At 66.4% G+C, this 25,694-nt stretch carries 16 protein-coding genes; 11 read left to right on the top strand and 5 right to left on the bottom strand.

Annotated features, from left to right (window positions below):
- Window positions 1-63 precede the first annotated feature (63 nt).
- The 8 genes from AC07VS_RS23500 to AC07VS_RS23535 all read left to right on the top strand — a co-directional run bounded on the left by AC07VS_RS23500 (window position 64) and on the right by AC07VS_RS23535 (window position 11,657).
- Window positions 64-891 (top strand): DUF3348 family protein, encoded by an 828-nt coding sequence (locus tag AC07VS_RS23500; RefSeq protein WP_492345404.1) that lies wholly within the window; start codon window positions 64-66, stop codon window positions 889-891.
- Entirely contained in the window at window positions 888-4,142 is a 3,255-nt protein-coding gene (locus AC07VS_RS23505) for a DUF802 domain-containing protein (RefSeq protein WP_494752167.1), read from the top strand. Before AC07VS_RS23500 ends, AC07VS_RS23505 begins: the two co-directional genes overlap by 4 nt.
- A complete protein-coding gene (locus AC07VS_RS23510) occupies window positions 4,142-4,813 on the top strand; it encodes an OmpA family protein (protein WP_492345406.1) in 672 nt (223 codons plus the stop codon). Before AC07VS_RS23505 ends, AC07VS_RS23510 begins: the two co-directional genes overlap by 1 nt.
- On the top strand, window positions 4,810-5,514 hold the full coding sequence (locus tag AC07VS_RS23515) for a DUF2894 domain-containing protein (protein ID WP_494752168.1): 705 nt from the start codon (window positions 4,810-4,812) through the stop codon (window positions 5,512-5,514). Before AC07VS_RS23510 ends, AC07VS_RS23515 begins: the two co-directional genes overlap by 4 nt.
- 232 nt (window positions 5,515-5,746) lie before the next feature.
- Window positions 5,747-7,153, top strand: coding sequence for a sensor histidine kinase (locus AC07VS_RS23520; RefSeq protein WP_494752169.1), 1,407 nt, complete (start codon window positions 5,747-5,749; stop codon window positions 7,151-7,153).
- Entirely contained in the window at window positions 7,150-9,756 is a 2,607-nt protein-coding gene (locus AC07VS_RS23525; RefSeq protein WP_494752170.1) for an MHYT domain-containing protein, read from the top strand. The genes AC07VS_RS23520 and AC07VS_RS23525 overlap by 4 nt, the downstream gene beginning before the upstream one ends.
- A complete protein-coding gene (locus AC07VS_RS23530) occupies window positions 9,753-11,264 on the top strand; it encodes a sensor histidine kinase (protein ID WP_494752171.1) in 1,512 nt (503 codons plus the stop codon). The genes AC07VS_RS23525 and AC07VS_RS23530 overlap by 4 nt, the downstream gene beginning before the upstream one ends.
- A gap of 12 nt (window positions 11,265-11,276) precedes the next feature.
- Complete coding sequence (locus tag AC07VS_RS23535) at window positions 11,277-11,657, top strand: response regulator transcription factor (protein WP_492345411.1); 381 nt, start codon at window positions 11,277-11,279, stop codon at window positions 11,655-11,657.
- A gap of 20 nt (window positions 11,658-11,677) precedes the next feature.
- Here AC07VS_RS23535 and AC07VS_RS23540 read toward each other — a convergent pair whose 3' ends face one another.
- The 5 genes from AC07VS_RS23540 to AC07VS_RS23560 form a co-directional block, all read right to left on the bottom strand.
- Window positions 11,678-16,048, bottom strand: a complete 4,371-nt coding sequence (locus tag AC07VS_RS23540) for a PAS domain-containing hybrid sensor histidine kinase/response regulator (RefSeq protein WP_494752172.1) — start codon at window positions 16,046-16,048, stop codon at window positions 11,678-11,680.
- Window positions 16,045-16,764, bottom strand: a complete 720-nt coding sequence (locus tag AC07VS_RS23545; protein WP_492345413.1) for a histidine phosphatase family protein — start codon at window positions 16,762-16,764, stop codon at window positions 16,045-16,047. Before AC07VS_RS23545 ends, AC07VS_RS23540 begins: the two co-directional genes overlap by 4 nt.
- Window positions 16,748-17,905 (bottom strand): response regulator, encoded by a 1,158-nt coding sequence (locus AC07VS_RS23550; RefSeq protein WP_494752173.1) that lies wholly within the window; start codon window positions 17,903-17,905, stop codon window positions 16,748-16,750. Before AC07VS_RS23550 ends, AC07VS_RS23545 begins: the two co-directional genes overlap by 17 nt.
- Window positions 17,906-18,147: 242 nt before the next feature.
- Window positions 18,148-18,522, bottom strand: a complete 375-nt coding sequence (locus AC07VS_RS23555) for a FlxA-like family protein (protein WP_492345415.1) — start codon at window positions 18,520-18,522, stop codon at window positions 18,148-18,150.
- 74 nt (window positions 18,523-18,596) lie between these two features.
- Entirely contained in the window at window positions 18,597-19,862 is a 1,266-nt protein-coding gene (locus AC07VS_RS23560) for an MFS transporter (RefSeq protein ID WP_494752174.1), read from the bottom strand.
- Window positions 19,863-20,103: 241 nt separating this feature from the next.
- On the opposite strand from AC07VS_RS23560, the gene AC07VS_RS23565 reads away from it, so the two are divergent.
- From AC07VS_RS23565 to katG, 3 genes are all read left to right on the top strand, one after another.
- Window positions 20,104-20,868 carry an oxygen-binding di-iron domain-containing protein gene (locus AC07VS_RS23565; protein ID WP_494656010.1) on the top strand — a complete coding sequence of 255 codons (765 nt, stop codon included), beginning with the start codon at window positions 20,104-20,106 and terminating at the stop codon, window positions 20,866-20,868.
- Window positions 20,865-23,048, top strand: a complete 2,184-nt coding sequence (locus tag AC07VS_RS23570) for a putative bifunctional diguanylate cyclase/phosphodiesterase (protein ID WP_492345418.1) — start codon at window positions 20,865-20,867, stop codon at window positions 23,046-23,048. The genes AC07VS_RS23565 and AC07VS_RS23570 overlap by 4 nt, the downstream gene beginning before the upstream one ends.
- 410 nt (window positions 23,049-23,458) lie before the next feature.
- Window positions 23,459-25,633 carry a catalase/peroxidase HPI gene (gene katG / locus AC07VS_RS23575; protein WP_494752175.1) on the top strand — a complete coding sequence of 725 codons (2,175 nt, stop codon included), beginning with the start codon at window positions 23,459-23,461 and terminating at the stop codon, window positions 25,631-25,633.
- Window positions 25,634-25,694: the final 61 nt, after the last annotated feature.

Here is a 25,694-nt window from a genome sequence, read left to right on the forward strand (position 1 = left end):
CGGGCTGTGCTGCGGGGCGGCTTGCCGCGCGCGGGCTTTTATCAGAAGACGAGATTTTTTCAGTTGCAAACGAATTTCACCAGCTCTGCGCTGGTCCGCCTGCTGGCCGAGCGCGCCGGTGTGCCAGGGCCTGTTTCCGGGGGGGCAGAGCGCGATTTCGCCGAGCGTCTGAGCCAGTGGCTCAGTGCGTTCGACGCCATCACCCTGCGCGGTGTGCAGCAGCAGCTCCAGGCCCTGGCCGACGGGGCGGCGCCGGCGACACCGCCCACCGAGGCCCAGTTGGCCGCCCTGAAAAAGCTGCTGGAGCGCGTGCGCGGCAGCCTGCTGCGTGGCCTGGCCGATGTGAATGCGGCCGCCGTGGCCTCGGCTGCGGCCGGGCAGGGGCCGGCCTCGCTGCCCGGCATGCGCCTGCCTGCGGGCATGAGCAAGTACGTCGACCAGACCGAATTGCCGGGCGGGGAGGGGACTTATGCCGCATTTCAGCAGCGTTACCTCGATCAGCAGCGCCAGATGGAGACGAAAATCGCGTCCCTGCGTGGCCATGTGCGCCAGGTGCTGGGGGCGGCTACGCCGCGCCTGCAGCAGTTGGCCGCCCTGGACGCTGCGATGGACAAGATGATTGACGCCCGGCGGCAGCAACTGCTGGGTCGGGTCAGTCCGCTGTTGGAGCGGCGCTTCGAGCAGCTGCGCCAGGCCCACGAGGCCGCCCGGGCGGCCCAAGCGCCAGAGGCAGCGGCTGCACCGGGCGCTGACTGGCGGCCAGGCGGCTGGCTGCATGGCTTCAGCCGCGAGTGGCAGGAGGCCCTGGTGGCCGAGTTGGAGGTCCGGCTGCAGCCGGTGGTGGGGTTGATGGAAGCTTTCGGCAACGAGATCGAGAAAAGAATTCAATGAACAGGTTTGTTTTTGCGTTGGCCTTTGCCACGGGGCTGCTGAGCGTGGGCTGGGTGGCCTGGGGTTTTGTCGGGTCGAGCTGGGTGGCCTTGTTGATGACCGGCGTGATTGCCGGGGTGTACCTGTTGGGCGCCTTCGAGGTCCGCCGTTTCAGGGCGGCGACGCAGGCTTTGCAAGAGGCGCTGGAGGGCTTGAGCCAGCCACCGGCCGAGTTGGCCACCTGGCTGCAACAGCTGCCATCGGCGCTGCGCCACCCCGTGCGCCTGCGGGTCGAGGGCGAGCGGGCCGCCTTGCCGGGCCTGGCGCTCACCCCCTACCTGGTGGGTTTGCTGGTGATGCTGGGCATGCTGGGCACCTTTCTGGGCATGGTGATCACCTTCAAGGGCGCCGTGTTTGCCCTGGAGGGGTCGACCGATCTGCAGGCCATCCGCAGCGCGCTGGCTGCGCCCATCAAGGGCCTGGGCCTGTCGTTTGGCACCTCGGTGGCCGGCGTGGCCGCATCGGCCGTGCTGGGGTTGCTGTCGGCCCTGAGCCGGCGCGAACGGCTGCAGGTCTCGCGCCTGCTGGACAGCCGCGTGGCCGGTGTGCTGCGGCCCTTCTCGCTCAGCCACCAGCGCGAACAGACCTACAAGGCCTTGCAAGGTCAGTCACAAGCCTTGCCGGTGGTGGCCGAACGCCTGCAGACCTTGATGGAACAGCTGGAGCAGCGCAGCGAACGCCTGAACGAACAATTGCTGGCCCGCCAGGACCAGTTCCATCAACAGGCCGGCGTGGCCTACACCGACCTGGCCACGGCCGTGGGCCGTTCGTTGCAGGACAGCCTGAGCGCCGGGGCCCGGGCCGCGGGCGAAAGCATCCAGCCGGTGGTGCAGGCCGCCATGGCTGACATCGCACAGCAGGCTGGGCAACTGCACCAGCGTCTGGGTGAGGTGGCGCAAAGCCAGGCCGAGGGCCTGTCGGCTCAATTCAGTGCCACCGTGGGCCAGGTGGCCGCCCACTGGCAGCAGGCCTTGCAAGAGCAGGCGCAGACCGGGGCCCAGTTGATGCAGGGCCTGGACCAGAGCCTGAGCGCCTTCACGACTGGCTTCGAGCAGCGCTCCTTGCACCTGGTGGAGGGCGTGCACGACGCGCTGCGCCAGTCACGCACCGAACAGGCCCAGGCCGACCAGCAGCGCCTGCAGGCCTGGACGCAGGGGTTGGGGGGCATGACCCAGGCCTTGCAGGCCGAATGGCGGCAACTGGGGGCCCAGCAACTGGCTCAGCAGCAGGCGGTCTGCACCGCACTGGAGACCACGGCCGCCACCCTGGATGAGCGCAACGCCCAACAGGCCAGCCGCGTCCGAAGTGACCTGGACCAGGTGGTGGCCCGCTTCGAACAACTGGCCCAGGCGCGGCTCGATGCCGAGGCCCAGGCCCAGGCCGAGCAAGTGGCGGCTGACCGCCAGCGCCTGGAAGCCTGGGGCCAGGCCCTGGGCTCGGTGGCGCAAAGCCTGCAGGGCGAGTGGCAGCGTGTGGGCGAGCAGGCCCTGGCGCAGCAGCAAACCCTGAGCCGCACGCTGGAGCAGACGGCCGCCGCCATCGGCGAGCGCAGCGCCGAGCAAGCGGCCCGCACCCGGGCCGACCTGGACCAACTGGTGACCCGCTTCGAGCAACTGGCCCAGGCCCGGCTCGATGCCGAGGCCCAGGCCCAGGCCGAGCAAGTGGCGGCCGACCGCCAGCGCCTGGAAGCCTGGGGCCAGGCCCTGGGCTCGGTGGCGCAAAGCCTGCAGGGCGAGTGGCAGCGTGTGGGCGAGCAGGCCCTGGCGCAGCAGCAAACCCTGAGCCGAACACTGGAGCAGACGGCCGTCGCCATCGGCGAGCGCAGCGCCGAGCAGGCGGCCCGCACCCGGGCCGACCTGGACCAACTGGTGGCCCGCTTCGAACAACTGGCCCAGGCGCGGCTCGATGCCGAGGCCCAGGCCCAGGCCGAGCAAGTCGCCGCCGACCGCCAGCGCCTGGAAGCCTGGGGCCAGGCCCTGGGTTCGGTAGCCCAAAGCCTGCAGGGCGAATGGCAGCGTGTGGGCGAGCAGGCCCTGGCCCAGCAGCAGGCCCTGAGTCAGACCCTGGAGCAGACGGCGGCCACCATCAGCGAGCACAGCGCCGAGCAGGCGCGGCAGACCCTGGCCGAGACCCGCCAGCTGCTCAGCCGCCTGGATGCCTTGGCCCAGGCCCGTTCCGAGGCCGAGATCCGCTCACAGGCCGCACAGGAGGCGGCAGACCGACAGCGCCTGGCCGATTGGTCACAGGCCCTGGGCAGCATGGCCGGCACCTTGCAGGTCGAGTGGCAGCGCGTGGGCCAGCAGGCCCTGGCCGGTCAGCAGCAGCTGTGCCAGACCTTGGAGAAGACGGCGGGCGAGTTGGGCGAGCGCAGTGCCGAGCAGGCGCGTCGCACCCTGGCCGACATGGCCGCCCTGGTGGCCCGCCAGGACGAATTGACCCAGGCCCGCAGCACCGCCGAGGAGCGCTGGTTGCAGCAACAGGGCGAACGCATGGACCAGCTGGCCGCTTTGTGGCGCCAGGAGCTGGGCGCCTTGCGCGACGATGAAGCGCGCCGCGGCGACGCTGCCGTGCAGCGCCTGGGCGATCTGCAGGCGGCACTGGCCAGCCAGTTGGCCACCCTGGGCCAGACCCTGGAGGCGCCGATGGCGCGCCTGATGCAAAGTGCCGCCGAGGTGCCGCAGGCCGCCACCGCGCTGCTGGCCCAGGTGCGCGAACAAATGGGCGCGCTGGACCTGCGTGACCAGGCCGCCTTGCAAGAACGCAGCGGCCTGATGGAGCGCCTGAACCAACTGCTGCTGAGCCTGGAGCAGGCCTCGGCCGAGCAGCGCGACAGCGTGCAGGCCCTGCTGGGCCAGGCGCTGGGCACCTTGGGCCAGGCTGGCACCCAGTTCACCGAGACCCTGAGCAGCCATGCCGTGCGTGCCGAGGACCTGGCCGTGCACCTGCGCGGCGGCGCCATCGAGCTGTCCAGCCTGGGCGAGGCCTTCCATCAAGGGGTGCAGTTGTTCAGCAGCAGCAATGAAAAGCTGGCCGAGGGCCTGCAACGGGTCGAGACCGCCATCACCCAGTCGATGGCGCGCAGCGACGAGCAACTGGCCTACTACGTGGCCCAGGCCCGCGAGGTGATCGACCTGAGCATCAGCGCGCAGCGCGGCATCGTGGATGACCTGCGCCGCCTGCAGGCCCAGGCCACGGCGGCCGGGAGCGCCTGATGAGCCAGCTGGAGGAGATGGACGAGGGCCTGGAGCAGACCGCTCCGGTGTGGGCCGTGTTCGGCGACCTGATGACCGGCCTGCTGGGGGCCTTTGTGCTGGTGCTGCTGGGCGTGCTGGTGGTGCAGATGGACCTGGTGGACCACCTTCAGGTCGAGGTGCAGAAACGCCAGGTCGAGGAACGGCGTCGCATCAGCCTGGAAAAGGCGCTGGCGGGCCCGCTGGCGGCAGGGCGGGTGACGCTGAACAACGGGCGCATCGGCATCAGCGGCAGCGTGCTGTTTCCGTTCAACTCAGACCAGTTGCGGCCCGAAGGCCGGGCCTTGCTCAAAAGCCTGGTGCAGCCCCTCAAGGTGTACCTGGCCGAGCGTGACGAGATGCTGATGGTCAGTGGTTTCACCGATGACCGCCCGATCCAGGAAGGCAACCGACGCTTTGCCGACAACCTGGAGCTGTCGGCCCAGCGGGCCTTGACCGTGACCCGGGCGCTGGTGGACGAGGGCATGCCCTCGTCGCAGACCTTTGCCGCCGCTTTCGGGGCCGAGCAGCCCGTGGCCTCGAACGCCAACGAGGCCGGCCGGGTGCTGAACCGGCGTGTCGAGATGGCGCCTGTGCCCAAATCGGCCCCGGCCCCGGCGGCCGTGACTGACGGCCGCGACCCACGTCCATGATGTCGCTTGTGCCCCCAGCGATGGAGCCCGCCCTGGCCGACGCAGACGAACTGGCTCGGGCCCTGGCCCGCTTGCAGGCCTTGCACGAGGCCGGGGCGGGGCAGGCCGACCCCATCGGGTTGGCCTATCTGGAAAGCCTGGCCCGCCAGGCGCAGGCGCAGGCGCACTATGGGCCCTTGCGGGCCCGCTTGCAGCGGCGCCTGGGTGAGGCGCTGGACCGCTTTGAGCAGGCCCTGGCCCGGGCTGTGAACGAGCCCCGTCCGGCGCCCGGCGACCCGGCCTTGACCCGCCCCGCACCGGCCGCGGTGCTGGCCGAGCTGAACCGCCTGCTGCGTGAGGCCAGTGCGCCGGCCCCCTTGGCCGAGGGCGAGGAGGCGGTGTCGGCGCCCGTGCGCAGCCCGGCCGGCCGACCCGAGATGAAGAGCGTGACCCGGTTTCGCGAGGGTTGGTCGCGCCTGCGCGCCGAGACCCGCGTCACGGAAGCCTTGGGTCGCAAGCCAGAGAACGCCGGCCCGCTCAATTCGCACGCGCTGTTGCTGCGCTCGCTGGACCTGATGCGGGGCCTGTCGCCCGACTACCTGCGCCGCTTTGTGACGCACGTCGATGCCTTGCTGTGGCTGGACGCCGCCGGCCAGAAGCCCCAGCCGCCCAAGGCCAAAGGCAAGCCCGGGGCTGCACAGCGTCGGGTCAAACGCACGTAGCTTGACCCAGGTTTTGCAGATTTTAAAATTGCATAAATGATTTTCTGAAATTATTTATGCCGTTTAAATGTGGCAAAAAAGGGTTTGTGAGGTATAAACACGCTCTGTGAAATGCGTTCTTTGATGAACGTGTTCATTTGGTCCTTTGAGGCCGTCCCGCCAGACTGGTTGGGGGGCTGCAATTGACCCTGTGCATCCGCTGGCCCTGGGCTGCCAGCCCACGGAGACCCTGATGACCTCGAGCACCTGTGAGCCTGCGACGCGACCTGCTGCCCCGGTGGTTCTGCTGGTGGACGACCAGCGCGTCAACCTGATCCTGCTGCGTGGCCTGCTGAGCCCGGCCTACCAGGTGCTGGAGGCCGATTCCGGCGCCCTGGCGCTGACACTGGCTGCCGCCAGCCCGCGGCCCGACCTGATCCTGCTCGACATCATGATGCCCGACATGGATGGCTACGAGGTGTTGCGGCGCCTGCGCTCCGACCCGGCAACCTGTGAGATCCCGGTCATCTTCGTGACCGCCATGACCGACGAGAACGACGAGCGGGTGGGCCTGACGCTGGGGGCGGTCGACTACCTGACCAAGCCCTTTCGCTCGCCCATCCTGATGGCCCGGGTGCGCACCCAGCTGGAGCTCAAGCAGGGCCGCGACGAACTGCAGTTGCGCAACGACAGCCTGGAGGCCGCCGTGCAGCAGCGCACGCAAAGCCTGTCCGAAGCCCTGGCCCGCCAGCGTGAACTCAACCAGCGCCTGGAGCAGGCGCAGCTGCAGTTGCTGCAGTCCGAAAAAATGGCCTCGCTGGGGCAGTTTGCGGCCGGTGTGGCGCACGAAATCAACAACCCGATCAGCTTTGTGCGTTCCAACCTGGGCACGCTCAAGGGCTATGTCGGCGATGTGCTGGCCCTGTTGCAGGCCGGTGATGCGGTGTGCCAGCAGGCCGCGGCGAGCCCGGCCCGGGCCGACTACCTGCGCCTGTGCCAAGACAAGGATTTGCCCTACCTGCGCGAGGATCTGGCGCTGATGCTGGACGAAAGCCGCGACGGGCTTGACCGGGTGAGCCGCATCGTCGCCGACCTGAAGAACTTCTCGCGCTTCGGTCGCGAGGACTGGGCCTGGGCCGACCTGCACGAAGGCCTGCAGGCCACCCTGCGCCTGATGGCCGGCCAGTTTCCGCCGGGCTGCGAGGTGCAGCTGGAACCCGCATCCGAGCTGCCGCTGGTCCATTGCATCGCCCCACAGCTGAATCAGGTGTTTATGAACCTGCTGACCAATGCCGTGCAGGCCTTGCGGGGGCCTGGCTGCATCCGCATTGCCACACGCCGGCTGGACGAGGCGCGTGTCGAACTGCGTTTTGAGGACACCGGGCCCGGCATCGCGGCCGAGCACCTGGGCCGCATCTTCGACCCCTTTTTCACCACCCAGGCAGTGGGGCAAGGCATGGGCCTGGGCCTGTCGATCAGTTGGGGCATCGTGCACCGGCATGCGGGCCAGCTGACGGCGCACAACCGCGAGCAGGGCGGTGCTTGCTTTGTCCTGCAGTTGCCGCTGGATCCAAAGGCTGTGCCGTCTGAAGACGGCCCGCGCGTTGGCGGCCACGGCCAGACCTCTCCTGTACAGCTTCACACCGAAGGCGTCTCATGAACCTGTCTACCGTCTTGCCCCTGAGCTTCATCACCTCACCTGACGAGGTGCTGCGGGCCTACGACATGCACTTCCAGCCCACCCAGGTGCTGGTCTCGGTGCTGCTGGCAGTCTTTGCGGCCTGCTGCGCGCTGGAGATGGCCAACCAGAAGACCCACCGCCCTCGGTGGATCGCCCTGGGGGCGCTGATGCTGGGCCTGGGCACCTGGGCCATGCATTTCATCGGCATGACGGCCCTGCGCCTGGCCTGCGGTATTCAGTATGAGCCCTGGTTGACGGCACTGTCGGTGCTGCCGGGGGTGGCGGCTGCGGCCGTGGCGCTGCAGGTTGCCGCACGCGACCGTGCGGGCCCGGCCACTTTATGGCTGGCGGGCAGCGTGATGGGGGCAGGCGTGGGCCTGATGCACTACCTGGGCATGGCCGCGATGCGCCTGGACGGGGTGCTGCGCTATGACAGCGGGCTGTTCATGCTGTCGATCGTGGCGGCGGTGTTGCTGGCCATCGGGGCGCTGTGGCTGCGCCAGCGGTTGCTGGGCACGCGTCTGGGGCGGCACCCTTTCCTGGGCTCCTTGGCCGGCGGGGCGGTGCTTGGCCTGGCCATCTCGGCCATGCATTACACCGCCATGGCGGGTGCGTATTTTCTGCCCGGCCCGGCGGGGGCCTCGGGTGTCTCCGGGTTCACCGACCCGACCGCCCTGGCCACGGTGGTGGGCTTGTTGACCGTGCTGCTGCTGCTCGGCGGCCTGGCCTTTCTGGTGGCCTCGGCCCGCATCTCGATGGCCCGTCAGCGTGCGGAGGCCATGCAGGCCATGCTGCGCAAGGTGACCGCGGTGCTCGACAACATGGGCGATGGCCTGCTGGTGACCGACGGCCAGGGCCGCATCACCCAGGTGAACCCGGCCCTGCTGGCCTTGTATGGCCTGGACGATGAGAGCGGCTCACCCGTGGCGGGCCAGCCCGTGAGCGCCCTGTTTGGCGACGAAGTGGCCGATTTTGTGGGGCGGGCCTTGGACACGCCGCGCGCCAGTGCCTCCCTGACGGCCGAGGTGGCGGTGTTGGACAGCCGGGTTGCACGGGTGGTTGCCACCGTGTTGGGCCAGGACAGCGGCCTGGCCCAGCCGGGGCCGCAAGGTCTGGTCATCACCTTCCGTGACATCACCCATGAGGTGGAGGTGTCGCGCATGAAGACCGATTTCATCGCCAATGTGTCGCACGAACTGCGCACCCCGCTCACCTCGGTGCTGGGCTTTGCCAAGGTGATCCGCAAGCAGTTCCAGCGCAGCGTGCTGCCGGCGCTGAACCCCGAGGACAGCAAGGTGATCTCGGTGGTCGAGAAGATCCAGTCGCAGCTCGACATCATCGTGTCCGAGGGCGAGCGTCTGACCAATCTGATCAACGACGTGCTTGACCTGACCAAGATCGAAGCGGGCAAGATCGAATGGCGTGATGAACCCGTGGACATGGGCGCCTTGTTGCAACGGGCGGTGGATGCCACGGCCGCCCTCTACCAGCCGCGGGCGCTGCCCCTGCAACTGGAGGTGGCCCGCCCCTTGCCGCTGCTGCGCGGCGATCCGGATCGCCTGCTGCAGGTGATCATCAACCTGCTGTCCAATGCCGCCAAGTTCACTGAACACGGCGAGGTGCGTTGCTGGGCGCGCCTGGAGGGCGGGCGCCTCACGGTGGCGGTGGCCGATCAGGGCTGCGGCATCAGCGATTTTGATCAACAGCAGTTGTTCGAGCGCTTCCGCCAGGTGGGCAATACCCTGACCGACAAACCACGAGGCACCGGGCTGGGCCTGGCCATCAGCAAGCAGGTGATCGAACACCACCGGGGCGAGATCTGGGTGGAAAGCCAGATCGGCCTGGGCAGCACCTTCTACTTTGCGCTGCCCCTGCCCGATGAGGCCTTGGCTGGGGGCGCGGCGCAGGCACCCGACGCCCCGCCGGCCAGCGCCCTGGCTGCCCTGAGCGAGGGCCCGCGCACCATTTTGGTGGTGGACGATGAGACCAACATCCGTGCCTTGCTGAGGCTGGAGCTGGAGGCCGTGGGCTACGGGGTGCACGAGGCCGCCGATGGCCTGCAGGCCATTCGGCAGGTGAAGCAGGCGCCGCCCGATCTGATTCTGCTCGACGTGATGATGCCCGGCATGAGCGGCTTCGAGGTGGCCGCGGTGTTGCGCTCCATGCCTGAGGCCAACAAGATCCCCATCATCATCCTCAGCATCGTGGATGACCGCGCCCGTGGCCGTGCGGTGGGGGCGGACAGCTACTTGTCCAAGCCCATCAACATGGAAGTGCTGCTGCCCGAAATCGATGGTCTGCTGCGACGGCGCGAATCCACCAAGCGCATGTTGCTGGTGGACGATGGCGAAGCACCCGTGGTGGCCGTGACCCAGATGCTGCGGGCCAAGGGTTACCAGGTGGAGGTGTTGGGCCCCGAGGTGCAGCGCGGTGAGCGGGCGGCGGCCTTGCCGGAGATGATGGTGGTGTTCTCGTCCTCTGAAGACCCCCTGCATGTGGCCTCGTCGATGCAGGCGGCGCGGGAGGGCGAGCGGGTGTACCTGGTGGTGACCGGTTCTGTGCCGGCCCTGCCTGACGCATGATCGCCCGCGCCACCCGCCGCGCCCTGAACCGGCCGGCGCTGGGCCAGGCGCTGGGCCGTGTGGCCCAGGCACTGGACAGCGCCTGGTGCGTGATGGATGAGCAGGGCGAAGCCATTGCAGGACAGATCGGCCAGGCTGAGCCGGCCTGCGCCTGGCCACGGGTGCCGCTGGACAGCCTGCTGCCCGAGCGCTTGTGGCTGGCGGCCCCTTTGCATGCGCCCGCGCTCGCCGCGGCCATGAATGGTTTGCTGATGCAGGAGGAAGAGCGCCGGCTGCTGGTGGAGGAGGCGCTGGCCAAGTACCGCGAGATCAATCTGCTGTTCCGGGTGCACGAGGTGATCAACCACCACATGCCGGCTCGCGAGGTGTTGCAGGCGCTGCGCCACGAGGCTGCGCGCCTGATCCCGGGCCTGCCGCTGGAGGTCTTGCTGCTGAGCACCGATGCCAACCTGCTGGCGCAGGGCCTGGGCCCCGAGCAAGGCCTGCACACGCCCACGGCCGCGCCCTGGGGCGGCGAGGTGGCGCAGCGCGCCTGTGCCATGCGCCAGGCCGACATCGTGAACGCGGGCGAAGCCTTGCCCGCGGCCCTGGGCGAGGGGAGTCTGATGGTGGCCCCCATGGTCACCCCGCGCGCAGAACTGGGCGCCTTGCTGGTGGGCAGCCGCCAGGCGGTGGTGTTTCAGGCCAACCACCTCAAACTGCTGGTCACCCTGGCGGCCCATGGCGCCGTGGTGCTGGAGAACGCGCTGCTGACCGACCAACTGCGTGGGGCCCTGGACCGGGCCGAGAGCGCCAACCGATCGAAGAACGCCTTCTTGCGCAACATGGGCCACGAACTGCGCACCCCGATGAACGCGATCCTGGGGTTTTCGGACCTGCTGGCGCTGCGCTTGCAGGACCCTGAGACCTTGGCGTTCGCGCACAGTATCCAGAGCTCAGGCCGTCATTTGCACGGCATGCTCAATGACATCCTGGAAATATCGCGTGGCGACGACGACGGGCCGCGGCGACTCAGTGCCTTCAGCGTGGTTGACCTGCTGCAGGCGGTCGTGGCGGCCGAGCGGCCGGCGGCACAGGCCAAGGGCCTGCAGTTGCAAACCCGGATCGATCCGGAGCTGGAGGCGGGGGCCCTCGGGGAAGTCAATCGCCTGCGTCAGGTGCTGCGCCACCTGCTGGGCAATGCCGTCAAGTTCTCCAGTCAGGGGCTGATCACGGTGGAGGCCGCCCTGCAAGACCGCGCGGCCGGTGCCCCCCGGCTGGTGTTCAGCGTCCAGGATCAGGGCGAGGGCATTCCGGCCGAACACATGGCGCGCATTTTCGCCAGCTTCGAGCAGGGCGATGGCGAGCGCGGGCGTCGCCACGAAGGCGTGGGCCTGGGCCTGACCGTCTGCAAGTACCTGGTGGAGCGCATGGGGGGCGAACTGGGCGTGGACAGTGTGCCGGGCCAGGGCAGCCGTTTCTGGTTTCGGGTCGGGATGGAATGGCCTGGCCACGAGGCCGTGAATTGAACAAGGAACACGATGGAAACCACCGTATTGATTGTGGATGACGAGCCCCATATCCGCATGCTGCTGGAGGAGAGCCTGGTCGATCTGGAGGACCAGGGGATCGGCCTGTTGAGCGCGTGCAATGGGCGCGAGGCGCTGGACTTGATCGAGGCGCACCGGCCGCGCCTGGTGCTGCTGGATGTGATGATGCCCGAGCTCAGTGGCTACGAGGTGTGCCAGCAGGTGCGTGCCAACCCGGCGCTGGCCGGGGTCTACATCCTGATGCTGACGGCCAAGGGGCAGGAGGCCGATCGCTTGCGCGGCCTGGAGGCCGGGGCGGACGACTACGCCACCAAACCCTTCGATCCGGACGACATGCTGGCGCGGGTGCAGCGGGTGCTGGCCCTGGGCTGAGGCGGCGGCCCCGGTGGGTTTCAACCCGGTGGCGGCGGCTTGGGGTGGCGCTCCAGCAGGGCCAGGGCTTCGGCCAGGTCAAAGGCCTCCATGGCTTGCGCCAACTGCCGTGTCAGGGCCGGATCGGCTTGCTGCAGGGCAGGGCGCAGGGCCTCGAAGGCTTCGGCCGCGTCCAGGTCGTCGCTGGCCAGTTGTCGGCGCCAATGGGCCAATGGCTCCGCCAGATGGGTCAGCGAGCCGGCGGGGGCCTGGGGCAGCGGACTGGGGGCTGGCGTGCTGGCCGTCCCGTCCGGGCCCAGGCGTTGCAGAATGGATTGGCAGCTTTCATCAAGGGCCTGTTGCAGTGCCAGGAGCACGGCCTGGGTGTTGGCCGCATCACTGTCCGGGGCGGCTTCGGGCGAATGTTTGAACGCTTGCTCGGCAGCCTGGGCCAGGCGCTGGACCCGCTCCAGTCCGAGCATGCCCCCCAGCCCCTTGAGCGTGTGCAGCCTGCGCTGGCCTGCCTCGTGCTCGCCTTGCTGAATTTCGTCGCGCAGCTTCAGCAGGTCCTGGCCATGTTCGGTGGCAAAACGCAGCAGGAAGTTGCGCAGGCGCTGCTGGTCACCGCGCATCGAGCGCAGGCCGGCGTCCAGTTGCAGGCCTTCGACCAGGTGCAGGCGCTGGCGCAACTCGGTATCGCCCAGCGCCGGCATCGAGGCGGTGCAGGGGCTGGACACGGGCGGCGTGTCTGCCTTGTCTGGCGCCCGCAGGGCTGCGGGCAGCCACTTGGCCAGGGTCTGGGCCAACAGGGTCGGGTCCACGGGTTTGGGGATGTGGTCGTTCATGCCGGCGGCCAGCGCCACGGCACGGTCTTCGGCAAAGGCATTGGCCGTCATGGCCAGGATGGGGGTGCTGGCCCAGCCGGGCAACTGGCGGATCTGGCGCGTGGCCTCCAGGCCATCCATGACCGGCATCTGCACATCCATCAGCACCAGTTCGTAGGCCTGGTGCCGGGCCTGCTCGAGGGCCTGCAGGCCATCGCAGGCCAGGTCCACGGCAAAGCCCAGGTCCTTGAGCAGTTCCAGGGCCACTTCCTGGTTCATGGCATTGTCTTCAGCCAGCAGCAGGCGGTGGCCGGGGGCGAACCGGGGCTGGGCCTGGGCCGGGTGAGGCGCTGTGCCCAGGTTGCCACGACCCTGGGCCAGGGTGGCCGAGATGGTGTCGGCCAGCAAGGCGGGCAACACCGGTTTGGGGATGAAGGCGGCAAAGATGCCGTCATCCTTGACCTCGCTGGGGCAGCCACTGCTGCCGCTGACCAGGATGCACACGGGCTGCTGGCGCAAGGGCAGTTGCTGGATGCGTTCGCAGGTCTGCGATCCATTGAGGCCGGGCATGAGCCAGTCGGAGAACACCATCAGGTAGGGGTCGCCGTGCGCGTCGGCCTGGGCCACCATCTCCAGGGCCAGGGCGCCCGAGCTGGCCCGATCGACCCGGGCGGCCAAGCCCTGCAACAGGTCGCCCAGGGCTTCGCGGGCCTCTTCCATGTCATCAAGCACCAGCACGCGGCTGCGCGGTGGCAGGGGCATGATGCCGTTGACAGGGCTGTCGGGGGCTGATTCGAAGGGCGCTTCGAGCCAGAAGGTGCTGCCCTGGCCTGGTTGACTGCTGACACCGACCTGGCCGCCCAGCAAATCGGCCAGGCGCCGGCTGATGGCCAGGCCCAGGCCGGTCCCGCCATACAGCCGCGTTGTGGAAACGTCGGCCTGCTGGAAGGCGTTGAACAGGCGGGTTTGCTGATCGGCGGTGATGCCGATGCCGGTGTCTCTCACCTCGAAGCGCAGCCACTGGTGGCCATCGCCCCGGTCGGGCAGCACGCTGCCGCGCAGGCGCACGCTGCCATGCTCGGTGAACTTGACGGCGTTGTTGGCAAAGTTGAGCAGCACCTGGCCTAGGCGCACACCGTCACCATGCAGCATGCGGGGCAGGCTGCCGATTTCGGCCACCAGCTCCAGCCCCTTGGCCTCGGCTTTTTCGGAGACCAAGGCAAACACGTTGGAGACCACGCGTTCGAGCTGGAAGTCGGTCGGGTCCAGGGTCATCTTGCCGGCCTCGATCTTCGAGAAGTCGAGGATGTCATTGATGATGGACAGCAGGTGCATGGCCGCATCCGACAGCTTGTCCAGCTGCTGCGCCTGGCGCTCGCTCAAGGGGGCGCGGCGCACCAGGTGGGCCAGGCCGATGATCGCGTTCATGGGCGTGCGGATCTCGTGGCTCATGTTGGCCAGGAAGCTGCTCTTGGCGCGGTTGGCACTTTCGGCCATGTCGCGGGCGCGGCGCAGCTCTTCGGCATGGCGGTGCTCGGCCGTCACGTCTTCGATGATGCCGATGATGGCGTTGGGGAACTCGGGAATGTCGATGCGCGCATTGGTCAGGCGGGCCCAGAAACGGCTGCCGTCGCGCCGGCGCATTTCCTGCTCGCGCACATGGGGCCCCAGTTGATCAAGCTGGCGCTCGATCAACTGGCCTGCCGCTTCGTAGTCGGCATCGCTGCCGTACCACAACCGGGTGCTCTGGTTGAGCAGCGCGCCCGGGGGGTAGCCGAAAATCTCTTCGACCTTGCGGTTGCAGCGCAACACCCGGCGCGACTGCAGGATCACGATGCCCGCGGTGGCGTGGTCGAAGATGCCGCGCAGCTCGCTGTTGGCCGAGCGCAATTGCAAGGTCTGCTCTGACAGGCGCCGGCTGGCCTCCTCCAGGCTGGCCGTGCGCTCGATCACCCGCTGTTCCAATTGCTCACGATGGCGTTGCAGTTCCCGCTCGGTGTTCTTGCGCTCGGTCACGTCCATCCAGACGCCGGTGAGGCAGGCCCGCCCGTCCAGTTGCAGGGGGCGCATGGAGATCCAGAATTCACGCACCTCGCCCTGTTTGTTGCGGCGCTGGTTTTCGAACTCCAGGCCGTTCTCGGACACGATGCGCTGCACGACGGCGTCGACTTGCGCGGGGCTCAGGTGGGCTTGCAGGTCATAGATGCTCAGCCGGGCAAATTCGTCGCGCTCGTAGCCCATGGCCTGGCAGGCCGCCTCATTGAAGCTGATGAAGCCCAGGGTGGCCTGGTCGACCAGCACGATGCCGATGGGGGCCTGGCTGACGATGCTGGCGTATTGGCGTTCCCGGTCGGCCAGGGCTTGCTGGGCCTGGTGCAGGGCCGTGATGTCGCGGCCCACGCCCAGCACGCCCAGCAGCTGGCCCTGCGCGTCGCGGATGGGGGTTTTGATGGCGGTCACCAACTCGCGGTGGCCATCGGCAAAGGTGCGCCAGTGCGGCGGCAGCTCGTAGCGGCCGGTGTCGACGGCGATCTGATCGCCGCTGAGGTAGAGCGCCGCCACTTCAGGAGAGAACAGGTCTTGATCGCGCAGACCCCGCAGGGATTCGGGGCTGCGCCCGGTCTGCTGCAGAAAGCGCTGGTTGAACACCTGGTAGGCGCCGTCGGGGTCTTTCAGCCAGACCAGATCGGGCATGCCCTGGATCAGGGCTCGCAGTTGGCTGCGCTCGGCGTCCAGTGCGTCCTGGGCAGCGCGGCGCTGCAGTCGGGCGTCGCGGTAGGCCAGCACGGCGCGGGTCATGTCGCCCAGCAGGCCATGCCGGCGGGCACTGGCCACGAGTTCGGTGAACAGCGGCGTGTCGCCGGGCTCGTCCCCGTGCTCGCTGAGGTGGCGAAGCGCGGCGCTGAGGCGGCCCAGGCGTCGGGCCAGCCGCACGGCCACGGCCAGCCAGAGCAGCAGCACCAGTCCTGTGGCGGTGCCACTGAGCACCAGCATGCGGGTGCGGATGGCGTCCAGCGCCTGGCCGGCCTCGGCGTTGCGCTGCTGGGCTTGTTGGGTGAGTCGCTCGTCAATCGACTGCAGTTGCAAGGCCAGCTTCACGTAATGCTCATGGGCGGTGAGCAGGTGCTGGCCGGCGAGGCGGGTGTCGATCGAGGCCAGGTCGGTGCTCATGAGCACAAAGCGTTTGAAGTCGCCGAATTCGGTCTGGGCAGCGCGCAGGGCCTGGGCCTGCTCGCTTGACAGGTCGGCCTGCCCCAGACGGGCCAGGCGTTGCTCGAACTGGGCCACCTGGTCAACGATGCGGGTGTGCAGGCGGTAGGCACCGGCCTCGTCGATGCGCCCGGCCTGGGCTTGCGCCAGCGCGTCGGTCAGCTCTTGCTGCAGGACCAGCGCTTGCAGGCTGATCGAGGAGGCCTCGCTGGCGGTGCCCAGGTCGCGCGCCTGGGCCCGGTCGTACTCGCTTCGAGTCTGTTGCAGTTCCTGTTCAGTGAACTGGTTGAACGCACCACCCAGCAGCAGGGCCAACGCCACCGGCAGAAAGAGCAGCAGCAGAAAATGCAGTTGCTTGGAGTCGGTGCGCCACTTCATGGCGTCGGCGCCGCCTTGAGCAACTGCGGCCAGAGGGCTGGGGGGATGCTGGCGAGGTATTCAAAGCCGTTGGAACCCAGTGGGCGCAGCACGACCACCGTGCCCTCGGGCTTGACGAAGTAGCCCATCAGGTCTGCCATGTTGGGGGCGTGGGCCACGATCAGCCGGTTGCTGCCTGGCGCCGGCGGCGTGCTGACCAGGCGCCGGGTGGCTTGCAGCACGGGCTTTTTCTGTTCACTGGTCAGGTTGGCGGTGTACATCAGGTCCGGGTCGGCGTGCACCGGGCCTTTGAAGTCGGGGTAGGCCAGTTTCACGGTCTCGGTGGTGCGGCACAAGGGGCTGTGGAAGATCTCAGCCACCGGGATGCGGGCCTGGCGCAGGGTGTTGCCCAGGGTGACCGCGAGACGGCGCCCCTCGTCATTGAGCACACGCTGGGTGCTGCAGTCGTCCAGGCGCAGGCCGGTGACGGCATCGGCCCGGCTGTTGTCGGTGGTGCCGTGGCGCATGTAGAGCACGTAGCCGCCGGATCGCAACTGGCTCAGGATTTCGGGTTTGGCCATGACCTCCTGAAATGGAGTCGGTGCGGGCATGGGGCTGGCATCCGCGGCCCGGGCTGCCTGGCTCGGACCCAGCAGCAGGGGCGCCACCAGCGCGGCACAGGCTGCGAGTCGTTGTAGGGCCGGTCGCGGCGATGCGGGCTCAGGCTTGATCGGCATAGTGGTCTGCAATGGTCCTGAACTCATCGAAGCGGGCCAGAAAGGCGTCGACGATGTCGGGGTCAAAATGGCGGCCTCGGCCCTCGGTGATGATTTGCCGGGTGGTGTCCATGGGCAAGGGCAACTTGTAGGGGCGGCGCGAGATCAGTGCATCGAACACATCAGCCAAGGCCATCAGGCGGGCCGGCAGAGGGATCGCTTCACCAGACAGCCCGAGGGGGTAGCCACTGCCATCCCATTTTTCATGGTGGCCGGCCGCGATCTGTTGGGCGGTTTCGAGGAACTCGAGGGAAGGGCTGCTGTCGGATGTGTCTGGTGCGTCTGGTGCGTCCGGGCTGGCGCCCAAAGGGGCCAGCGTGGGCTCCAGTTCACGTGCACGTTCAATGGCCTCTTCAAGGGCCTGCGCTCCGATGGCCGCATGGGTCTTCATGATCTCGAATTCTTCGGGCGTGAGCCGGCCGGGCTTGAGGAGAATGGCGTCCGGAATGCCCACCTTGCCGATGTCATGCAGCGGCGCGGCCTTGGCAATGCGCTGGCGCACGTCGGGTGCGGCCAGCGCCTGGGCGAAACGAGGATGATCGAGCAGCTGGTTCATCAGCACCTCGATGTAGGCCTGGGTGCGGCGCAGGTGGTTGCCGGTCTCGTTGTCACGTTTCTCGGCCAGCGTGGCCAGGGCGAACAGGCTGAGGTTCTTGATCAACTCGTTTTCGGCCATGCGGCGACGCACCTCGGCGTCGAGAAAGGCGTTCTGGTGGGCCAGGCGGTCACGGGCCTGTTTGAGTTCCAGCTGCGCATGCACCCGGGCCAGCAGAAGAGCCGGCTTGACCGGCTTGGTCACGTAGTCGACTGCACCCAGGGCCAGACCGTGCTCTTCGTCGTCGTCGGCGTTGAGTGCGGTGACAAAGATCACCGGGATGTCGCGCCACAAGGGGGCAGCCCGCAGTTGCTCCAACACCTGGTAGCCGTTCATGTCGGGCATCATCACGTCGAGCAGGATCAGATCAGGTCGAGGTGGGTTCTGCAGCGCGAGCAGGGCACGTTGCCCCGAATTGGCCACCCGGACCTGGTAGAGCGGACGCAACATCTGACCGATGACGGAGAGGTTCTCCTTGGTGTCGTCCACCAGCAAAACCGTCGGCAAAACGCGCCCTGCAGGCGCCAAGGCGTCTGGATTCGGGGGCGAAATTGCAGGGTGCGTGTGCATCATCAGCAGAGCATGGATATTCCATTGGCTGTTTGATACAACAAGATACACGAAGCGCTTCGATAATCCAGCCCCCATCGCAATGAATCACCAGGTATCGCTGGGGTATCGAACCGAGCCGGCTGAAAATCCCGGCTTATTGCGTTGAGGCGATCTGCATGCGCCACCATTCAACGTTTTCAGACGTAGACGTCGACCTGCTGGCCCAGGCCGATCTGGGCGGCTGCTTTTTTCTGCTGCGCCTGTTGATTTTTACCGCTGGCCTGGCCGGGCCTGGATTCCTGGGCCTTCGCAGCTTTGTCCAGCTTTTCTTGCTGCTGCTGTTGTTGCAAGGCGGATATCTGGGCCTGAACCAATTGAATCTGAGCCTGCAGCAAGGCGGCACGCTTTTGCTTGGTCTTGGCGTCACCATCGGAATTGGTGATGTCCTTGAGTTGTTGAGTCAATTGCCGCAACTGCTTTTGAAGCGCGGCAATCTGGCTGGCGCTGTCGGTTCCGCCCGAGCTGGTGGTGCTTGTGACGGCGCTGCTGGAGGTGTTGGAATTGACTTGCATGCCCTTGTGTATCGGCCATATCAGCCAAAAATGAACTGATTTGGTATTTCTGATGCGGTTTCTTTGCCTGCTGCTTACAAATCGGGGCCCTGGCTCGCCCGCCGCCAGACCCAACCCAGGCCCGACAAGACAAGCAAGGCCAGGACCCCATTGAGGGCCAGCGCGCTGCGCACGCCCATGAGGTGCACGCTGAACCCCGTGAGCAGGCTGCCCAGCGACAACCCACCCCGCATGGCCAGCATGAACAGGCTGACCGTCTTGCCACGCAGGTGCTCGGGTGCACTCGATTGCAGCAAGGTGTTGGCAGAGGCATTGCTCGCAGTCATGGCCACCCCGGCCAGGACAAACAAGGGGGCCATCGCGCCAGCCCAGGGGTTGATGGCGGCCAGCAACACGACCACTGCATAGGCAAGCGCAAAGCCCGTGCACCAGGGGCGTCGGTCGCGCTGGGCGTCGAACCCCAGCAAGGCGGCTGCGCCCAGCAGGCCCCCCAGACCGAGTGCGCCAGCGCTCAGGCTGAACTGGGCAGCATCGCCTTGAAAGGCCTGTTTGACCAGCACGGGGCAAAAGGTGATCAGGGGGGCGCACAGCAGGGCATTGACGAACACGGTCAGCAGGGCGCCTCGCAGCCGGGCCTGGCCCAGCACCTCGCGCAGGCCCAGCCAGAGCCTCTGGCTGCCCTGGGTCAGGGCCAGGGCGGGGGGGCGACCCGGCACCTGGGGGGGGGCCGGGGGCGTTTGCAAGCGCCGCGGCAGCACCCACAGGGCCACGCCGATGAAGGGCAGGTAGGACGCTGCGCTCACGGCAAAGGCGCCGGCCATGCCGGCACTGGCCATCAGCAGACCCGCCACCGCAGGCCCGAGGATGCGTGACAGGTTGAATTGACTGGAATTGAGGGCGATGCCCGCCGGAATCTGCTCGTGCTGGACGATGGACGGAACTATCGATTGAAACGACGGCATGGACAAGGCGTCGGTCACGCCAACCACCAGCGAGAGCAGCACCACTTCCCAGGGTTGGATCCAGCCGCCCATCACGCCTGCGACCAGCAGCAATGGGCACAGCATCTGGATCGACTGGAACAAGGCGATGGTGCGGCGCCGATCGGCACGGTCGGCCAATTCGCCACCCACCAGGGTCAGCAGCAGGGCGGGTGCGCTGAGCGCAAAGGCATCCAGGCCCAGCATCAGGGGCGAGGCGCCCAGGCTGAGCATGAGCCAGGGCTGGGTGACCTGTTGCGCCCAGGTGCCGATGTTGGCCAACAGGCTGGCGACCCAGAAGGTGCCGAAACGCCGGCTGGTCAACAACGCCAGGGATTTTTGAAAGGCAGTTGAAGGCACAGCAGGCTCAGGGGTTGGAGATAAAAATCATAGATGAAATAAATGCGTGGCTCGTTTCATTTTTCGGACTTTGGCATCAGTGGATTTGTGTCGCCGTTGCCACGCCGAAGATGGGGTTTTCCCTTGAGCAAAAATCCAATTCAGATTCCTTGACGTAACGCAAATGGAACAGATTGCCGCTCCGAAATCATTTTATGTTTCGTCGATCATCGACCCTGCCCCTTGAAGCTCTCAGAAGGTTATGCGCAATATCAAGCTCCATGAATCAGACCAGCATCAATTCATTTTGTTGAATGAGAGTGAACCGGGCGAGGAGGATGGGATCAGGTCCAACCAATATCTGGTGGTTCATGAGGGGCAGGGTGTGCTGCTGGATCCCGGTGGTTTTGGCGTGATGCCCCGGGTGCTGGCTGAAATGCTGCGCTATGTGCAGCCTGCCGGCATCAAAGGTGTTTTTCTCTCGCATCAGGATCCGGACATTGTCGGGGGCCTGTCGACTTGGCTGGAGTTGCTGGACGCACCGGTTTATGTGTCGAGCATCTGGATGCGGTTTTTGCCGCATTACGGGCTCAAGGACATGTCCCATTTTGTCGGGGTTCCCGACGAGGGCATGCACTGCAACGTGGCCCCTGGGTTTGATCTGGAGGTGGTGCCGGCGCATTTTCTGCACTCCGAGGGGCAGATCAATGTGTACGACCCGGTGGCCAAGGTGCTGTTCTCGGGCGACATTGGGGCGGCCATGATGCCGCCGGATCTGGACACGGCCTTTGTGGATGATCTGGCTGGGCACCTGCCCTACATTGAAGGCTTTCACCGCCGCTACATGGGATCGAACCGGGCCATCCGTTGCTGGCTGGAGACGATCGCGCACCTGGACATCGAGATGATCGCGCCCCAGCATGGGCCGGTTTACCGTGGGGCCGCGGTGGGGCAGTTTCTGGCCTGGCTGGGCGAATTGCAATGCGGCATCGATCTGCTGCAAAGCGGCGGGCGATTCGTTCGATGAGTGCCCCCATCTTCACCAACCATCTGGAGGCCTTGCGCCAGCGGGTGATGGACCGCATGGCGTCCCTGCTGGAGAGCCAGACGCGCAGCCGGGCCTTCGCCAGCAACCTGGGGGCCCTGGTTCGCCAGGTGCAGAGTGAGGTGATGGCTGAGCTGGAGGCCTTGTCGCAAGAGGCCATGCCGCACAACCTGGCGCTGCGCCTGCGCCACGTGATCGACACCTACCGCAGCCTGGAGCAGACCATGGCGCTGCTGTTGGGCGAGCGCCAGCGCCAGTGGAGCCGCAACGCCGAGCATGCCAAGACCACCTTGCTGGAGTTCAATCAGACGGTGACCGATCTGGCCTCGACGCTGATCGAGAAAGACCTTTTCGAGCGCCAGAGCCGGGTGCTGGAGCGCATCATCCTCTCGCACGAGCATGTGGCCCAGTGGAAGGCGTTTGTGCAGGAGATCCTGGCCGATTTCCATGCCATCTTCCCGTTCAACTTCTTCTACATCGCATTTGCCGAGGAGCACGGCCTGTCGCTGTTCCTGTACTACCTGGGTGACTACCCGGAAGACATGAAGAAGAGCGCGCGCGAGATGCTGTCGCGCCAGATGTTGACCGGGCTGAACCTGCCGGCCGACACCCTGCTGGAGATCGACGAGTTCGAGATTCCCGTGCCCGAGCAAAATGCGGCAGCGGATGACATCCGCATGATCACCGTGACCGTGCCCGAGCACACCCCGCGGCTGGCCGGCCTGCTGGGCGTGGCCTACGTGGGCAGCAACGAGCTGACGTCGCAGGAAGAGAGCGTGGTGCGCTCCATCCTGTCGGTGATGGTGATGGTGGTGGGCTCCAGCAAACTGTTGTCGCGCACTCTGTCCGAGCTGGAGTATTACGCCATGCACGACCCGCTGACGGGCTTGTACAACCGGCGCCAGTTCAGCAACGTGCTGGAGTACGAATTTGGCCGTTCGGAGCGTCACGGGCACGAGTTTTCGCTGCTCATGCTGGACCTGGACGATTTCAAGGACATCAACGACTCCTATGGTCATCAGGTGGGTGACGAGGCCTTGCGCGGTGTGGCCGAAATCCTGCGCACCCAGATCCGCAAGGGGGATGTGGCAGCGCGCATCGGTGGCGACGAGTTCACCGTGCTGTTGATGGAGACGGGCCGCAGCGGGGCCAGCACCGTGGCCAACCTGCTGGGGCAGGCTTTGCGCGAACGCAGCTTCACCGCGCCCGATGGCAAGCACTTTCACCTGACCGTGTCGATTGGCATCGCGGTGTACCCAGGCGACGCCGGCAATGAGGCCGATATCCTGGCCGGTGCCGATCAGGCCATGTACCGGGCCAAGGAGATGGGCAAGGACGGCGCCTGCACGCTGGAATCGCTCAAGGGCAAGGCCCACGCGGGCCGGCAGACCCGTGACTACGCCGAGCGCCTGCGCGTGGCGTTGCATCAGGAGCGCATCGTGCCGTACTTCCACAGCATCGTGGACTGCCACAGCGGCGAGCTCTTTGCCTGCGAGACCCTGGCCCGGATGGTCGAGCCCAATGGCGACATCGTGGTGGCCGGGCAGTTCATCGAGACCATCGAGAAATACGGCATGGGCCGCGAGCTGGACCGCATCGTGATCCGAAAAGCCCTGGAGGCCCAACGCCAGCGCATGCTCAGCGGCGCGCCCGACATCAAGGTGTTCCTGAACCTGTCGGCACAGGAAATCCAGGGGCGCGGCGTGCTGGCCTATGCGGAAGACCTGTGCAATGCGCTGGGCATCCCGCCCCAGTGCATCGTGTTTGAGATCCTGGAGCGCGATGCGATTGGTGACATGACCAATATGCGCACCTTTCTCACCCAGTTGCGCAGCCGGGGCTTTGCCTTTGCGCTGGACGATTTTGGCAGCGGCTACAACTCGTTCCATTACCTGCGCGAGTTGAAGTTCGAGTACGTGAAGATCGATGGCGCCTTTGTGCGCAACATCCTCAACTCGAAGATCGACTATGCCCTGGTCCATAACCTGTCGCGTCTGTGCCAGGACATCGGCATCCTGACCGTGGCCGAGTTTGTCGAGAGCGACGACATCCTGCAGGCGCTGCGTGAGATGGGCATCAATTACGCCCAGGGCTACCGCATCAGCCTGCCCACCCGGGACATGCCGCTGACGGCCTCTCCGCGTCTCAGCAGCGAGGCCTGAGGCACCCTGGCCCGGGTCGAAGGCCGGCGAGCGAGCGCGGCTGGCGCGCGTTCGCCTGCCAAGGGCGAGGTGAGGGCAAGGGCTCCTTTCGTCGGATGGTGCGACCGTGTGCTTCGCAAAGCGCACACACCTGCGCCATCGCGAGGCACGATAGACACCGAGCGGTCGGTGCCAATGACTGAATGGCGCACAAAACTATCAAAAATCAAAGTCGTTCGTATTTTTCTATTGTGATGATAATGATTTTAGAGTGATATTTTTGTGGTTTTAAGCGGCTTGGGCTTCAGAATGGAGACCGCTGGATAGTGATCAACAAGACGCAGCTTGGCCCCGCCTCCATTGGCATGCCAGGGCCATCGCATCGAGTCAGGTCGATCCGGACCGTCATCTTTTCTACAAAGGAACTCGCAATGGAAAACAGCAACGCCAATGCCGTCGGCAAATGCCCGGTCATGCACGGTGGAATGACCTCGGTCAGCAAGACCAATGTCGATTGGTGGCCCAAGGCCCTGAATCTGGACATCCTGCACCAGCACGACAGCAAGACCCAGCCCTTGGGCGACGGCTTCAGCTACCGTGAGGCAGTGAGCAAGCTGGATGTCGAAGCCCTCAAGCGCGACCTGAAGGCCTTGATGACCGACAGCCAGCCCTGGTGGCCGGCCGACTGGGGCCACTATGGCGGCCTGATGATCCGCATGGCCTGGCACTCGGCCGGCACCTACCGCATTGCCGACGGCCGTGGCGGTGCAGGCACGGGCAACCAGCGCTTCGCTCCCTTGAACTCCTGGCCTGACAACGGCAACCTCGACAAGGCCCGCCGCTTGTTGTGGCCGATCAAACGCAAGTATGGCAATCAGCTGAGCTGGGCCGACCTGATGATCCTGGCTGGCAACATGGCCTACGAATCGATGGGCCTCAAGACCTTTGGCTTTGCCTTCGGCCGTGAAGACATCTGGGCACCCGAGAAGGACATCTACTGGGGTTCCGAAAAGGAATGGCTGGCCCCGAGCGGCGGCCCCAACAGCCGTTATTCCGGCGAGCGCGATCTGGAGAACCCCCTGGCTGCGGTCATGATGGGCCTGATCTATGTGAACCCGGAAGGCGTGGACGGCAAGCCCGACCCACTCAAAACCGCCCACGACGTGCGTGTGACCTTTGCCCGCATGGCCATGGACGATGAAGAGACCGTGGCCTTGACCGCCGGCGGCCACACCGTGGGCAAGGCCCACGGCAACGGCGACGCTGCCAAGCTGGGCCCGGCCCCCGAAGGTGCTGATCTGAACGAGCAAGGTCTGGGCTGGATCAACCACAGCGGTCGAGGCATTGGCCGCGACGCTGTGACCAGCGGCATTGAAGGCGCCTGGACACCGCACCCGACTCAATGGGACAACGGCTATTTTGAAACCCTCTTGAACTACGACTGGGAACTCAAGAAGAGCCCGGCCGGGGCCTGGCAGTGGGAGCCCATCAACCTCAAGGACGAGCACCGCCCGACCGATGTGGAAGGCGCCAGTGGCCACACCCGCCTGATCATGACCGACGCCGACATGGCCATGAAGATGGACCCGGCCTACCGCGCGATCTCGGAGCGTTTCTACAAGGATCCGGCGTACTTCTCGGAAGTGTTCGCCCGGGCCTGGTTCAAGCTGACCCACCGCGATCTGGGCCCCAAGGCCCGCTACATCGGCCCCGATGTGCCGCAGGAAGACCTGATCTGGCAAGACCCGGTGCCGGCCGGTCGCAGTGACTACGACGTGGCCGCCGTCAAGGCCGCCATTGCGGCGACAGGTCTGAGCACGGCTGACTTGGTCAGCACGGCCTGGGACAGCGCCCGTACTTTCCGTGGCTCGGACAAGCGCGGCGGTGCCAATGGGGCCCGCATCCGCCTGGCCCCGCAAAAGGACTGGGAAGGCAATGAGCCAACCCGCCTGGCCCGTGTGCTGTCGCTGCTGGAGCCCATCGCCGCGAAATTCGGCGTCAGCGTGGCCGACGTGATCGTGCTGGCCGGCAATGTGGGGGTGGAAGCGGCTGCCAAGGCAGCCGGGTTTGACCTCACCGTGCCGTTTACACCCGGTCGCGGCGATGCCACGGCAGAGCAGACCGACGCGGCGTCTTTCGACGTGCTGGAGCCGGTGGCCGATGGCTTCCGCAACTGGCTCAAGAAGGACTACGTGGTCAGCGCTGAAGAGCTGCTGCTGGACCGTGCCCAACTGATGCGCCTGACGGCTCCGGAAATGACGGCTCTGATCGGCGGGCTGCGTGTGCTGGGCACCAATCACGGCGGCAGCGCACATGGCGTGTTCACCGACCGCGTGGGCACCCTGAGCACCGACTTCTTCGTCAACCTGACCGACATGGCCTACACCTGGAAGCCGGCCGGCAGCAACCTGTACGAGATCCGTGATCGCCAGTCGGGTGCCGTGCGCTGGACGGCCACCCGGGTGGACCTGGTGTTCGGCTCGAACTCAGTGCTGCGCGCCTACGCCGAGGTCTATGCCCAGGACGATGGCCGTGACAAGTTTGTGAAGGACTTCGTGGCCGCCTGGACCAAGGTCATGAACGCGGACCGTTTCGACCTGGCCTGAGCCCCCCATCGGCCCCGAACGGGGCCACCATGAGAAAAGCCCCTTTCGGGGCTTTTCTCGT

The organism is Curvibacter sp. GW821-FHT01G03 (assembly GCF_059422285.1).